At 39.6% G+C, this 14,841-nt stretch carries 13 protein-coding genes; 4 read left to right on the top strand and 9 right to left on the bottom strand.

The annotated features are described in order from the left end of the window. The first annotated feature begins 39 nt into the window (after window positions 1-39). On the top strand, window positions 40-1,479 hold the full coding sequence (locus S4054249_RS21680) for a tetratricopeptide repeat-containing sulfotransferase family protein (RefSeq protein ID WP_046358029.1): 1,440 nt from the start codon (window positions 40-42) through the stop codon (window positions 1,477-1,479). Window positions 1,480-1,489: 10 nt separating this feature from the next. Here S4054249_RS21680 and S4054249_RS21675 read toward each other — a convergent pair whose 3' ends face one another. Beyond that, window positions 1,490-2,401: an alpha/beta fold hydrolase gene (locus S4054249_RS21675; protein WP_046358105.1), complete on the bottom strand. Its 912-nt coding sequence runs from the start codon at window positions 2,399-2,401 to the stop codon at window positions 1,490-1,492. A 122-nt stretch (window positions 2,402-2,523) separates the two neighbouring features. On the opposite strand from S4054249_RS21675, the gene rlmF reads away from it, so the two are divergent. Beyond that, on the top strand, window positions 2,524-3,390 hold the full coding sequence (gene rlmF, locus S4054249_RS21670; RefSeq protein WP_046358028.1) for a 23S rRNA (adenine(1618)-N(6))-methyltransferase RlmF: 867 nt from the start codon (window positions 2,524-2,526) through the stop codon (window positions 3,388-3,390). Here rlmF and S4054249_RS21665 read toward each other — a convergent pair whose 3' ends face one another. The 6 genes from S4054249_RS21665 to S4054249_RS21640 all read right to left on the bottom strand — a co-directional run bounded on the left by S4054249_RS21665 (window position 3,391) and on the right by S4054249_RS21640 (window position 10,092). Beyond that, window positions 3,391-5,841: a PAS domain-containing hybrid sensor histidine kinase/response regulator gene (locus S4054249_RS21665; RefSeq protein WP_046358027.1), complete on the bottom strand. Its 2,451-nt coding sequence runs from the start codon at window positions 5,839-5,841 to the stop codon at window positions 3,391-3,393. Between the two features lie 119 nt (window positions 5,842-5,960). Further along, a complete protein-coding gene (locus tag S4054249_RS21660) occupies window positions 5,961-7,289 on the bottom strand; it encodes an ATP-binding protein (protein WP_052961138.1) in 1,329 nt (442 codons plus the stop codon). A gap of 52 nt (window positions 7,290-7,341) precedes the next feature. After that, window positions 7,342-7,923 (bottom strand): thymidine kinase, encoded by a 582-nt coding sequence (locus S4054249_RS21655; RefSeq protein ID WP_046358026.1) that lies wholly within the window; start codon window positions 7,921-7,923, stop codon window positions 7,342-7,344. 63 nt (window positions 7,924-7,986) lie between these two features. Next, a complete protein-coding gene (locus S4054249_RS21650) occupies window positions 7,987-8,781 on the bottom strand; it encodes a substrate-binding periplasmic protein (RefSeq protein ID WP_235611282.1) in 795 nt (264 codons plus the stop codon). A 177-nt stretch (window positions 8,782-8,958) separates the two neighbouring features. Then, complete coding sequence (locus tag S4054249_RS21645; RefSeq protein ID WP_046358024.1) at window positions 8,959-9,567, bottom strand: superoxide dismutase; 609 nt, start codon at window positions 9,565-9,567, stop codon at window positions 8,959-8,961. 18 nt (window positions 9,568-9,585) lie between these two features. Next, window positions 9,586-10,092: a hypothetical protein gene (locus tag S4054249_RS21640; RefSeq protein WP_046358023.1), complete on the bottom strand. Its 507-nt coding sequence runs from the start codon at window positions 10,090-10,092 to the stop codon at window positions 9,586-9,588. Between the two features lie 296 nt (window positions 10,093-10,388). On the opposite strand from S4054249_RS21640, the gene bfr (S4054249_RS21635) reads away from it, so the two are divergent. Both bfr (S4054249_RS21635) and bfr (S4054249_RS21630) read left to right on the top strand, forming a co-directional pair. Further along, window positions 10,389-10,859 carry a bacterioferritin gene (gene bfr, locus S4054249_RS21635; protein WP_039610271.1) on the top strand — a complete coding sequence of 157 codons (471 nt, stop codon included), beginning with the start codon at window positions 10,389-10,391 and terminating at the stop codon, window positions 10,857-10,859. Window positions 10,860-10,871: 12 nt separating this feature from the next. Further along, window positions 10,872-11,336 carry a bacterioferritin gene (bfr, locus tag S4054249_RS21630; protein ID WP_046358022.1) on the top strand — a complete coding sequence of 155 codons (465 nt, stop codon included), beginning with the start codon at window positions 10,872-10,874 and terminating at the stop codon, window positions 11,334-11,336. A gap of 55 nt (window positions 11,337-11,391) precedes the next feature. Here bfr (S4054249_RS21630) and S4054249_RS21625 read toward each other — a convergent pair whose 3' ends face one another. Both S4054249_RS21625 and S4054249_RS21620 read right to left on the bottom strand, forming a co-directional pair. Continuing rightward, window positions 11,392-11,586: a (2Fe-2S)-binding protein gene (locus tag S4054249_RS21625; protein ID WP_023397915.1), complete on the bottom strand. Its 195-nt coding sequence runs from the start codon at window positions 11,584-11,586 to the stop codon at window positions 11,392-11,394. Between the two features lie 461 nt (window positions 11,587-12,047). Further along, the gene (locus tag S4054249_RS21620) at window positions 12,048-14,828 is read right to left on the bottom strand and encodes a response regulator (protein WP_230851932.1); all 2,781 of its coding nucleotides are present in this window, start codon (window positions 14,826-14,828) and stop codon (window positions 12,048-12,050) included. Window positions 14,829-14,841 lie beyond the last annotated feature (13 nt).

Genomic DNA, 14,841 nt, shown 5'->3' with positions numbered 1-14,841 from the left:
TCTTTTTATTTTTATCATTAAAATAAACAGCTTAAGAACATGTTACTTTTAGACCGTGCAACTGAATTACTGTTAGAAAATAGGCTTAGAGAAGCTGAATTTATGTTTAAGCAAGTGCTTAAACAGAACCCCAAAAATGGCAAAGCCCTATTCGGACTAGGCCGCATATGTATGCGTTTAGAGCAATATGATAACGCCATATATTACCTTAAAAGAGCATGTGAACACCTACCTAAAATGCTCGACCCGCTCTACGCGTTGGCTGATGCTTTTATCGCAGTCGGATCCCCAGTAGATGCCAAAACAGTGCTTGAATACGCGCTTAGCGTGGCGCGACATAATGCTCAAATCCACTATCACCTTGGACAATTCTACTTAGACCATGGGTTTATAGATAATGCATATCAAGTGTTTAAAAAAGGACTAGACTGTCCTGCTTCTGGCGTGTCGGTCTTCATGATTTTCGAACTCATGCAACTTGTACGCCCCGATGAAATTCCACGTTTAATCGAGCGTCTTAACGAATTTGAAAATAAATTCGAACATCCCAAATTTCATATTGTTGCATACCATGCCTATGCAACAGCCCATCAAGCACTTGGCGAGAACAAAGAAGCATTCGAGTATTATAAAAAAGCCAACGAATTGCAGCTCACTCAATGTACATTTAGAACCGCTGATATGTTGCCTTTTTTCAGTCGTTTGCTCGATACATGTAATGACGATTTCTTTTCAAAACCAATAGATAAAGTCAAATCCACCTTTACACCCGTTTTCATTGTCGGGTTGCCAAGAACCGGTTCCACCCTGTTAGAGCAGATCCTCACTCAACACTCTCAAATTGGCACAATCGGCGAAAGTATCGTACTGAGTGATAAAATCGTACCTTACCTTGAAATGCGTATGGAGCGGAATTTCCCTGATTGCATCTATGATCCCTCAACATCAATGTTGGACTATTGCCGCAGCGTATACGTGGATGAGATAAAAAAACATCGCGTGCAAGAGGAAGCCGTGATTAATAAATTACCCTCCAACTTTCAAAACATAGGCCTAATATACAAACTATTTCCAAACGCCAGAATAATACGTTTAACTCGCGAGTTTAAAGCTAATGCATGGTCTGTGTATAGTAATCATTTTGCCGAAAACGAGCCTTATTTCTGCTCACTGACAGAATTTGCGCTGTATGCAGATATTGAGAAACAAGTCATGGATCACTTTTCATCTCAAATTAAAAGAAATATTTATCAAGTGAGCTATGAAAAATTAATTGAAGAGCCAGAGAGAACCATTCAAAAAATACTCAACTTTATCTACTTGAAGTATGAGCCAGAATGTATGGAGTTTTATAAAAGCCGAGCCAAGGTGTCAACTTTAAGTAAAACCCAAGTAAGACAACCTATACACACTCGCTCTTTGAGCCGCTGGCAAACTTTTGAAGCTCAAATTGAAAAAGAATTGGGCAAACCAACATAAAAGTAAAAGGCTAACCATCCCCCTTATAGTTATCAAACCAATTAAGCACATCTTTAAACTGGTCGTTGATAGCACTAGGGTGGGTTAACATGTCGATATGGCCATAATTATGTTTATGGCCATATTTTTTACCATAAATATTAAGTTCTTGAATGCCAATACCAGACTCTTTCATAAACATTTTAATGTCGATAGGCTGAGCCAGTGCTTTATCATTAACACCAGCAATATGCAGTGTAGGCGGTAAAGCGACTTTATCTAATGCTTTGGCATAATCAAAGGCATCATCACTGTCGACCCAAGGGCTTATTTTAGCCCACTGCGCACTTTGTCTATGTGACTTTGCAGTCTCACTATCCGACCCCCAGCGCAGTTTTTTTGCAGGTAAAAAACCATGTTTTTTTGTATAATAGTACGCCAGCCAATACCACATTATATTGGCCTTTAGTAACTTCTCTGGGTGATTGTTATATAAACTGCGTTTAGAGCCAAAATAGGCACATGCTCGCACGTACTCAATTTCAGACGGAAAGCGGGCAAACACACTATTCATAATTACCCCACCCCAAGAATGAGCAACCCAATATTCTGGCCTTTGCCCCAATTGCTCAGAAATAAAGTCTAATGCTGTCGGCACATCCTCTAAAATAGACTCTGTCTGTCCATAGTCATGACCTTTACTTATTGCAGGATCACTTTCGCCTCGGCCACGTAAATCCAAAACAAAGCATCTATACCCTTGCTCTGCTAAATATGGCGCCAAGCCTTTATTTGAGTGAGTGTAGAAAATTTTACCATTTTCAATTGCGCCATGAAGACATAAAACGATTGGTCCGTGTTTGCCTGGAGTGTGAATATATCTAAGATGTAATGACGCGCTACTATGTGATAAAGGTACTCGTATTGATTCTTGTTTTATCATGATATATCCAAAATTTTTACTCATCGTACCAGTTAGTGTATTTAAAAGTAAACCCATTAGTGGAGGCATTGAAAGTAAGGTATAATTGCACGTAGTAATTTTGTGAAATAACATTTTCAACCATGCATCCTAGAAATAAACACGCTAACGGCTATGATCTGACTGAACTATCAAAGGCCATTCCGGAGCTAGCGAAGTTCATAATCAAAAAACCAAACAATCACAGTACCATTGACTTCTCTGACGCTCATGCCGTGCTGTTACTAAATAAAGCCTTATTATTTAAACACTATGGCGTCAAATTTTGGGATTTGCCACAACAGTTTTTGTGCCCGCCGATCCCAGGAAGAGCAGATTACATCCATGCATTAGCTGACTTACTCGCAGACGACAATGACGGTATCGTGCCTACAGGAAAGAAAGTGAAGTGCCTAGATATAGGAACCGGTGCAAACCTGATTTACCCTATACTTGGCAATGCAGAATATAAATGGCAATTTGTTGGTAGCGATATCAACCCTGTAGCAGTGAAAGTCGCTGATAATATCGCCAAGGCAAATAAGCTCCCAGTAAAAGTAAAGCATCAAGCCGATAGCAATACGATATTCGAAAACGTCATCACCAAAGAAAGCTATTTCGATATTACAATGTGTAACCCCCCATTTCACGCAAGTGAACAAGAAGCGCAGCAAGGCACTCAAAGGAAATGGAAAAACTTAGGTATAAATAAAACAGCCAATCAACTCAATTTTGGCGGCCATGCCCCTGAGCTTTGGTGTAAAGGGGGTGAGCTCTCATTCATAACGAATATGATAAAAGAGAGTAAACAATTTGGTCACCAAGTAGGCTGGTTCACGAGCTTGGTATCTAAAAAAGATAATTTACCTGCGTTAACAAAATGCTTGAAACAACACAACGTCAAGGACCATAAAATCGTCAAAATGCTCCAGGGAAACAAGCAAAGCCGCTTTATTGCATGGCAGTTTTAATTAACTGCCCCATTTTTTATTTCCTTCAGGAGTCGAGAAAAACGTTTTTAAAACGCCGAACAATTCCCGCATATCTATAGGTTTACCTATATATGAAACAAACCCTTGAGACAAATACCGCCGTACATCTTTAGGCATAACATTAGCGGTAAGAGCAATTACTGGTAAGTTTGGCTGCTGCGCGTTTATTAATTGCTGTGCTTCCATGCCATCCATTTCAGGCATATGAATGTCCATTAAAACCAAATCAAAATGATTACATCGACAAGCCTCAACCGCCAATAATCCATTTTCGACCAAAACTAATTCAGCTTGGGTATCTTTTAGCATCATTTCAACAAGCATTTGATTTATTTTGTTATCTTCTGCGATAAGTACCCTCTTTCCAACTAAGTCTGGGGGGGATAATGATTTCTTAGGGGTTGAATTCGAAGCTTGAGTATTTTTTTCAATTGGTAGTATAACGCAAATACTTGTGCCTTTTCCTTGCTCACTTGTTAATTCAATGCTCCCATGCATAAGCCTAACTAAACTGGCTGTAATCGACATGCCAAGCCCTGTACCACCATACTTTCTGGTTGTTGAAGTGTCAGCTTGTGCAAAACGATCAAAAATACAACTTTGAACTTCCGAGCTCATACCAATGCCAGTGTCACAAATTTTTACTAAGGCAGCAGCTTTTTCTCCGAACACAGTTTCAGATAATTGAATTTTTACAGATCCATTCTCCGTAAACTTTACAGCATTTGAGGCTAGATTAAGAAGTATCTGTTTGACTCTAACTAGGTCTCCCAGCCACTTGTCTTCAAAGTGTTCATCAATAATGATGAAGAACTCAATCCCCTTCTTACTGATCAACGCATCCAAATCGTATTTAACTGACTCCAAAATATCCACAAATGATATGGGAGCACTCTCCAACTCAAGTTTGTTTGACTCTATTTTTGAGTAATCCAGAATATCATTGATAATTGTCAGCAAGCTTTGAGCAGAAAATGAGGCGTTAGAAAGCGTCTTTCTATAATCTGAACCTAACTTCGCGCTTTGCAGTAACTGAAGACCCCCCAGAATGGCATTCATCGGTGTACGGATTTCATGACTCATATTTGCCAAAAAGTCACTTTTAGCTTTTACTGAATTCTCTGCAGCCAGCTTGGCCGCTGCTAGATTTTCAATAACCGCAACCTTATCTGTGACATCGTAATTCACACCAATCACTTTAATCGGTTGGCCCGATTTATCCTTAATTATCTCAGCACTGGCTTTCATAGTCCGGATATCTCCATTAGGGTGCACAACTCTAAATTCAGGCTCGTACACACCTTCTCCCCGGACAGCTGCAGCCAATTTAGAACGCGCAAATTCGAGATCATCAGGGTGTACACTATTTTCCCAAGCTTCATACACACCTGAAAACTGTCCCGGTGTTACGCCGTATAACCTGAACATCCAATCGTCCCAAATAAGCTCGTTGGAAATTAAATCCCACTCCCAAACTCCAATCTCCGCAGAGTCATTGGCAAGTTGCATCCTAATAGCAAAAGAATCCGCTTCATCTATTGCTTTCTGGAGTTGTGCCTCAACCTCCTTTTGGCGTGTTGTGTCTTGAACCACAGACCAAATAAAATCTTCTCCATCGTTATCTGTAATTTTGATACCGGATAATAAGACAGGAAATACTTTTCCGGATTTATGAATATACTCCTTTGCATAAGGGCCATATCGCCCTTTCATTTTTAAGTCTTCAAGCTGTTGATACTCTTGCTGTTCATATTTTTGCGGAGTCAATTGCCAATAGTCCATTTGATTAAATTCTTCGATAGAGTGACCTGTAATGTTACTAAACTCCTGATTCACGTAATCAAAGCTGCCATCCTTCATAAAATTAATGGCAATGCCTACTGGTGCCAAATTAACGAAGTGCTCAAACTTTTCTTTTTCTCTTTGATATGCTTTCTTATAATGCTTAATATCAGAGTGGGCTTCATCAAGCTTCTGTTGAGCATGCACAATTTCCGTAATATCCCTTCCAATCGCTAAAATAAGTTTCTCATTATGAAATTGCACAGAGGTGAGAGACACTAAGCAAGGAAAAGTCGAGCTATCGGGGCGGCAATGAGTCCACTGAAATAATTGAGCCCCCTCTTTCTGCGTTTTTTCCATATAATGCTCAGCTAATTGTTCAGATGATTGGCCACACGGTTGATATTTTGGCGAGATGTCTGCTGGGTTAAGTTGCAAAAATGCCTCCTTACTATCGATCCCATGCATTTCAATCGCGGCTGTATTACACTCAACAAATTGTCCAGATTGCACGTCTATTATAGAAAGGGCATCACCAGACACATCGAATAGTTTTTTGTACTTATCTCGCTCAAAGGTTACCTGCTCAAGTTCAGACCTTAACCTTTCAAGATCACGCTCTAAATTTGCACACTTAGTTCGAGACATAGCAGCTCCGTATGCGTATCAGTCTTAAATTCTTACATAGCCTGTGATAACTATAGGAGATAATTTTTGCTATTTGAAATACGTAAGTGTTGCCCAGTCCACAAAACGCAAACAAACGATTAAGCAAGTTCAGTGTGAGGGAGTTGAATTTCAAACCGGCTGCCGATATTGAGCGTTGATGCAGCAATAATCTCACCACCTTGGTTTTTAACCATCATTAAAGCGATGGTCAGGCCCAAACCTACATTAGAGCCAACCGGCTTAGTAGTGAAAAAGGGGTCAAATATGCGCGGCAATTTATTTTCTTCGATTCCACACCCTTTATCTTCGAACACAATATGCACAAACCCTGCGCTTTTGTTTGTTGTTACTTTTATTTCATTTATGTCCGAACCCGACTCTTTTGCGTTAATGTATAAAACTTCAAAAGCACGCAAAAGTTGCTCTCTGCAGCATGTAATCTGCGCGCTTTGAGCATGTGAGCTCTCATAGATACCATGCTCAGCTTTATCGCTACAAAACGTCGTGAGCATCTCCTGTAAATCATGCCCCCTGGGCTGCTCATCAGATACTCCATTGAAAATAGACAATGCTGCTACTATGCGCTCAATTCTATTTAAATCGATGGCATTGTCTTCTAACAATTCACCGATGTCATTAAAATCACTTTCTAGTTGATGTTCCCTAAGGCCCCCTACTTTTTCCTGTAAAGTGTCAATATAATCCTTCAAAACAGCAAAGTTACATTTCAAAGCGCCGAGCGGGTTATTTATTTCATGGGCCATACCCGCAGCTAAATAACCAACAGATGCCATTTTTTCAGATTGTAACAATGTAGCCTGCTGCCTAATAATCTTATCTTTTGCTTCTCTAAGAGAGTGATTAGAGGCGACTAACTCTGCAGTTCGTTGCTCAACCTTTGCTTCAAGAGTTTCATTCAATTCCTTTAATTCACTCGCTAATTTTGATTGCTTTTTGATATCTCGAAAAGCCCGCAAAGCGCTTGTCATCGTGATATATAAACGAGATTTTGTCAGGTCTACTTTATTTTTGTAATCATTAATATCATATTTAAGCATCACTTCATGCTCTGGAATGGTGCTGGGCTGCCCTGTTCGTAATATAATTCGCACATCATGATTACTTAGCTCTTGCCTAATTTGGCGCACACATTCAAGGCCAGCGTTGTCTGTCTCCATAATCACATCAAGAAGAACAACACAAACCTCAGGCTCTGACTGAATGTGCTTTATTGCATCAGCTTTAGAGTAAGCATGCAAAAAAGATAGTTCTCTGCCATCATAGGTAAACTTTGATAAGGCCATAATGGTCACATCATGTATCTCGGGCTCATCATCGACGATGAGTACTTTCCATGGAGGAAGCTGAGATGTCTGAGTTGTTTGCGAAGACTCGCTCGCGAGAAAAGAAAAAGTTGAGTTAGGCATGGCTACCAATTATCTGCATTGATAGCCTTAAGCATGGCAAAAAATGTTAAAATTACAACCTATTAAGCTCTGTTTTATAGTGCTTTCTACAAACTGATACGTATCGATCGTTACCACCAATTTCGACTTGGTCGCCGTCTGCAATTGCATTACCTTGCTCATCTAAACGCAAAACATGGTTCGCCTTTCGACCACAGTGACATACTGTTTTGAGCTCAATTAGTTTATCTGCCCAAGCCAGTAAATATTGAGCCCCCTCAAAAAGCTCTCCTCTGAAATCTGTTCTCAACCCATAGCACAATACAGGAACCCCCAAAGAGTCCACAACATCAGTTAATTCAGAAACCTGCTCTTTTGACAAAAACTGACTTTCATCAACCAGAATGCAATCTAACTTTTGTTTTTGATGCTCAATATGCACAAGTTCGAATACATTCGTCGTCGGCTCAAATGTACTTGCATCAGCTTCCAGACCAATTCGAGATGCGACTTTTCCAACACCAGAGCGATTGTCTATGGCTGCGGTTAAAATGAAAGGCGTCATACCGCGTTCACGATAATTAAAGGCTGATTGCAATAAAGTCGTTGATTTACCCGCATTCATTGCTGAGTAATAAAAGTATAGTTGGGCCATAGCTGCAAAGTTATGTTTTAAAGTGCGCGTAAGTTTACAGAAACTTATCTATTCTGACCATAATCAATATTTTGGAATTTCATGATTTACAGGGTTATTCACATAATCTAAGTAATATTCATGTAGTGGCATCCCTCCCAACTCTTGCCACAATAGTTGTGCGACGTCAGGGCTTTGCTGCAAAAACTCTTTCGACAATGCCAAATACCCATAACTAATATCAATGGGCGGAAATACTGGTTCTAACGAATCACTATATGGAAAACCAGACACTTGTTCACTGTAAACTTGACACAAGCCTAGTGCACCATCAACTAACCCCTTAAGTACTAGCTGAAATGCATCATCTTGTGAATCAGTTTGGATAACACGGTACAACTCGTGCTTCAGCGCATGCAAAACAGCATAGCCGCGAGGGACGGCTAAACTTATGGGGTAATTCTTATTTGCTACATCTTGACCAAGGCCTTCTTGCCCGACTAAACACGTACCAAGCATACTAATTGCTAAGCTCTCGTCGACGTCTCCTTGTGCATTTTTAGGGAAATTTAGAAAAGACGACCTTTCAGAACGATACGAAGCAACCACTGCATCCACTTTATTTTTCTGTATTTCATTTAAACACCTTTGCCAAGGTTTGCGCACAAAATTAAAGCGTACGTTCTTAACTTTACTTTCTAACCCCCTCAAAATTTCTATCGTTGCACCAGGTCGATGGTTAGGTACTTCAAACCCACTACCAAGAAAGAACGGCGGTATGTTTTTATCTTCATAGCACAAGGTGATATAAGTGGTAGCGTGTGACAATGAAGAACAAAATATTACAAGTAAAAACGCTAACAGACGCATAGAGCTCACAACTCGTTTTAAGGTTTAAGCATTGCAATCGCATGCCTGATGCTACTAATACTATAGCTTACCCTGTTGTCTCTGTCGTTCAATAGAGGTTTTTGATGAATGATTTAGGCATTTTTGTGGGTTAGAAAAAGTACCTTGTATGGTAGATATACAAGGTACCAGTGAGTATCACATTAATTATTTAGCGTCTTGGTAACGCTTTTCAACTTCAACCCAGTTAATTACGTTATAGAATGCTGCAATGTATTCTGGACGACGATTTTGATACTTAAGATAATATGCATGCTCCCACACATCCAAGCCTAAGATTGGTGTCTGGTTACTCATAAGTGGGCTGTCTTGATTTAGAGAGCTTGTTACTTTTAGCTTGCCGTCGGCATCAACAACTAACCACGCCCAACCACTACCAAAGCGACTTACTGCCGCTGCTGTAAATTGTTCTTTGAACGCATCAAAGCTACCAAACGTTTCTGCAATTGCTTTAGACAGTTCACCTTCGTGCAACTCGCCGCCATCTGGAGACATAATAGTCCAGAATAAGCTGTGGTTATGGTGGCCACCGACATGATCTCTGACTGCGCCCTGTAAGTTTTCAGGTAGTGATTTGATATTTACAAGCAAATCTTCAACACCGCGTTCAGCAAACTCTGTGCCCTCTAAAGCTGCATTTGCCTTATTAACATAAGTTTGATGATGAAGTGTATGGTGGATTTCCATAGTTCTTGTATCGATATGCGGCTCAAGCGCATCATACGCATACGGTAGTTGTGGCAATGTAAAAGCCATGATTTTTCCTCATTTACTTTAATGGACGATATGTGGACGGTTAAAACCACCTTCCATTGCTATGTTAACTTGTTCAATTAACTCAGGAAGATGGGGATGACAAGATGCAAAATTAATCAGCTCCTGCCGTGTTTTATGTAAGTGGTGGCAAGCAATCTCAACGATTTCAATTGACGCATTTTCGACTAAGTGAAGTATCGCAGTATGTACCTCGATCAACTGTTGGCACGCTCGTTCAGGCTTAGATAATGCTAAAAAACAGTCCGCTAGATTATGAGCAGCAACAACCAATGCTGGGCAGCAATGCTCAATCGCAGTTAACGATTCATCACTTGGCTCACTTTTAAGAAACCGTTCCAATAAATGCCCGGCCAAATTCAAAGCACTTTGATATTTGTCTCTGGCCGAGTCAAATTTACCGTGCTGAAAAGCGTGATTACCTGTTTTTATTGCATATTGCCATGGTGCCAATGCGTACTCCAAAGGAGTATCAGCTGAAGTCTCTGGTTGCTCAATTAGGGCCATTACGCTCCCCTTAGATTGCTTTACACCTGACAACTATAAACAAAACCAACACCTTAATGCAAATTGTTTTTATTTGCATTATTACCATAATTTACTAGTGGTTATTACTTTAAATACAGTTCATACCCAGTCTCCCCAGAACAACTGTTTAAATAACAAACTAAGTTAAAAGCATAAAAGACAACGATAATGAGAATAAGAATCAATTGTTAAACCTATGATTTTAAAGGATTTTTATTGACAAATATGTTCTCACATATAGAATACCCGTAAAGTCAGAGTTTGAGGAACATCCTATGAAGGGTAAACAAAAGATCATCGATGCATTTAATGCGCTACTGGCAAATGAACTTGCTGCAATTGACCAGTATTTCATCCACTCTCGTATGTACGAAGACATGGGCCTTGATAAACTGTATGAACGTTTGAACCATGAGATGGAAGAAGAAACAACACATGCAGATTGGTTAATTAAACGCATTCTATTCTTAGAGGGCGTACCAAATATGACAAAACGCCGTGACCTATTGATCGGTCAAGACGTCAAATCGATGATGGAAAATGACCTGACACTTGAGCTTGAAGTAGTGGCCTGTGTTAAAGATGCAATCAAAGCATGTGAAGAAGAGCAAGATTACCAATCTCGCGCGGTACTAGAAAAGCTGCTATTCGACACAGAAGAAGACCATGTATATTGGTTAGAGCAACAAATTGGCCTAATTGATAAGATCGGTATTCAAAACTACCTACAATCTCAACTAGCATAGGAAAGACTCAGCATGAAAGGTAATAGAGAAGTCATTGTCGCGCTCAACAAAGTCTTAGCAAATGAGCTTGTTGGTATCAACCAGTATTTCTTACATGCTCGCATGTTTAAAGACTTTGGTTTTATGAAGTTAGATAAAGCCGATTATAAAGTGTCTATCCAAAAAATGAAAAATGCAGACAGACTGATAGAGCGTATTTTATTTTTGGAAGGCCTGCCAAACCTACAAGACCTAGGTCGCTTAAACATCGGTGAGAATGTACCTGAGATGATTGCTGCCAATCATGCTTTTGAAGAAGCCTCTTTAAAAGATTTGCAAGCCGCTATCGCTTTGTGTGAAGAGAAGCAAGACTATATCAGTCGTGAAGCTTTAGACAATATTCAAAGTGAGCAAGAAGAACAAATTGATTGGCTTGAGACTCAGCAGCAATTACTTAAAACGATGGGTCAAGAAAACTACTTACAATCACAAATGTAAGTTGCTCCCATTAAAAAAGGCGCTCAATTAAGCGCCTTTTTCGTTATTCAATTCTTTATGCAACTTGCTCAGTCACATCAACAATATCAATAAGTTTTTCATTCAAAATCTTTTTCGTGCAGTTACAACATTTACCGCATTGTGTACCGACACCTAGCTCTTTGCTAAGATCTCTCATAGAACGAGCACCGTCATCTATCGTCTGCGCTATTTTTTTGTCTGTTATACCGTGGCAGATACAAATATACATGAATGAAAACCAATCTCAATTACATCAACTGAGACTAAGTTTAATCTAAACAAAAATAGTTATCAACTCACTTACGCATAAAAATGAGAATAGTTACTAATAGCATTGATCAATAAAGAGTTTTATTTCGCTTTTCTCGGTAGCTCAAACTTCTTCTCACGTCAAGATTGTACAAAATTCAATTAATTTTTTGTCTATTTGCTATATTAAACAAAGATATTTTTGAAAAATACGCATGTAAATTTCATTTTTAAAATGAAAAAAGTAAAACTCATGTGTATTAAAAGGCGTGATTTTCCCCAGTTTAGGATAAGAAAACCGATTTCACATGTACTACATCAACAGTACAGAGTGTTATCTAGGTACAATCCAATACGATTAAAGTCAGACATTAGACACGAAACTGAGCTGAACACTTGCAACACTGAATACTCCAACATAAAAAAATGAAGTTAAGCACGCTAATCATTATGTAAATCATGTGCCTGCCAAGTCATCAAACAACGATACAACTCAGACGACTCAATGGGCTTCGCCACAAAGTCATCCATACCCACTTGCAAACACTTAGCCCTATCTTCACTAAATGCGTTAGCAGTAATGGCAATAATATAAGGTTTGCCGTATTCATCTGGCTGCGAACGTATTGCTCTAGTACACTCAAATCCATCCATATTGGGCATTTGACAGTCCATGAGTACCACATCGTATTTTTGTACTTTTAAGGCTTCCAGTGCTTGTATACCATCTTGTGCTTTAACGATTTCACCACCTGTCTTTACCAACATTTGCATAGCGACTATCTGGTTTATCGGGTTGTCTTCAACCAGTAACAGGCGCACACGTTCTAAATTTGGAATTCCAATGCTATCTTGAACCGACCGCTCTATCGGTTCGCCTCGTTTTGCAGGGATCACAACCGAAAACTCACTTCCTTGATGTTCTTGTGAAGTAAAAGTCAGCTCCCCTTCCATCAGCGATACTAAACGTTTGCAAATCGTCAAACCAAGTCCTGTTCCACCATATTTGCGTGTAGTAGACAAGTCAGCTTGCGTAAATTCATCGAATAAATCTTTTTGTGCAGCTTCTGAAATGCCAACGCCAGTATCCTTGATACTGCAAGTTAATTGCTCGTTGTGATAATTAAGCTCAAAGCGAATAAAGCCTTCCTCTGTGAATTTACCAGCATTACTCAATAAGTTATTGATCACCTGACCTACACGCAGATCATCAATGACAAGTACATCAGGGACTGTATCCGACATCACATAAGTGAAATCGACTTTAGGATTTTTTATGGACTGTTCAAACGATGCTGAAAGTTCCTTAACAAACTTTCTAATGTCAGTATCTTGCTTAGAGAGGTGCAATGCCCCTGCTTCAATTTTTGAGTAGTCCAAAATATCATTGAGAATGAGCAATAGTTTATGGGCTGACTGATAAATAATATCCAACTGCTCTTTTGCTTTTAAATCTTGCTCTGACTGAATCAGCGCCTCTGACATGCCAATGATGCCATTGAGCGGCGTTCTTATCTCGTGGCTCATATTAGCCAAAAACTGACTCTTGGCTGAGCTTGCTCGATTGGCACTTTCAAGAGCAGTAATAAGCTCCTCTGTTTTTTGACGAACTTCTAATTCCAGTGTTTTGTTGAAGTCTTGTAATTTACGGTTTAGTTGCGCATTTTCATCGTTCGCCGTATTTAATTTCGTGAAACTCATCGAGAGTTTAAATGCCAACTGTGAAAACTGCTGCTGTAAAATAATCACCTCAAGGCAACTTCCGTCCGTCGTATTATTCACTTCAGACATTTTTTTACTTGGATCAAAGGAATTAATGCTGTGACTTAAATCCACAATGGGTTTGGTGAATACCCGAGTCATTCGATTCACCAAAAAGCTGCTGATAGCAATGATAAATACGGCCAAAATAAATGACTGGATCCAAGCTGACGCAACCGCTAAGTTAACGTGTTTTCGCTCTATTAAGCTAATTACACGCCACTGGAAGATATCCGATTGCATGCTTTGCTTGTAATACACATCTCGATTATTACTAATATAGATTTGGTCGGTTGTTTCTGTTAGTTCTTGCAGCTGTTGATCGGCAATATTATCTAAAATATTAAAATCAGATTTCAATGAGCTATAAACAATATTATTTTCATGATCAACAATCAGTAAATGCCCTTTTTGCGCAAGCACTCGAGGGATAAACTGCTCAAAGGACTCAAAGTAGAGTGAGCTTTCAACAATGCCTTGGAACTCTCCTTCTTCATAAAGTGGAGCTGAAACCGCCACCACAGGATCATTACCAAACCCTCGGCCTTGAAATATTCCAGATACATAACCATTAGGATAGTAAGGTGCTTGCAAGAAGTATTCACGATCAGCCACAGATGGTACTTCACCCACTAAACTCACTTTCAAGGCTTTTGGATAAAAGTGCGTAACCATCGCGCTGTGATCAGCCACAATCGCAGTTCTAAAATTAGGGTAAGTCTCGACAAGTCGTCTGATCACCTGCTGCTTTTCAACGCCAGACTGAATGTCTTGTGCTGCAACCATGATGGCTCTTCGATAGCTTTCAAGGTAATCATCTATTTGCTTAAGCGCACTACCAGAAGCGTCTTGCAATTGAGCAGTGACCTCATATTCAATTCGTTTGTAATGGCTATTGGTTAAGACAATGGTTGTGATCAATACAACCAAAATGATCAACTGACTGATCATATAATTCAGAATTTGATAAAGAGATTTCGCCTGCCAGACACGTTTGAACAAAAACAACGATATCAAGTCAACAATGGCAAGGTAAACAGCGGCGTTAATGATGTACTTTGCAAGGGCAGTAAAAATTACTAATAAGGTTAAACCAAGGACAAACTTACCAACAATAAATAAAATGGGTACACCAAAGAACAGCCAGTAACCTAGGCCCCGAATGAACAACGGCTTATTTGCACGAATACAAAAAATCTGTAGCCACGCGATTTCGAATAAAAAGACAAGGGAAGCCCAGCAATGCCCCCACCGATACAACAAGAATAATGCACCAATGGCAACAGCGATCACTGCATAGCGCCAGCCTAAAGCAAGTAAGCACAGAATGACAAACAGCTGCCCAAATAAAAATTCAGAGCTATCTAAAAACCAAATAGGCAGTAGGTTTGCGATCCCGCCAACCCCGCCTAAAAAAAGTGCAATAAATACCTTGGGTAACTTAACGAATTGATTCAGCAATACCAGCTCCTCT

The organism is Pseudoalteromonas luteoviolacea, from assembly GCF_001750165.1.
GTDB lineage: Bacteria > Pseudomonadota > Gammaproteobacteria > Enterobacterales > Alteromonadaceae > Pseudoalteromonas > Pseudoalteromonas luteoviolacea_G.
Note: the sequence above shows the minus strand (reverse complement) of the source record. Positions and strands in the feature narration are given on the sequence as shown.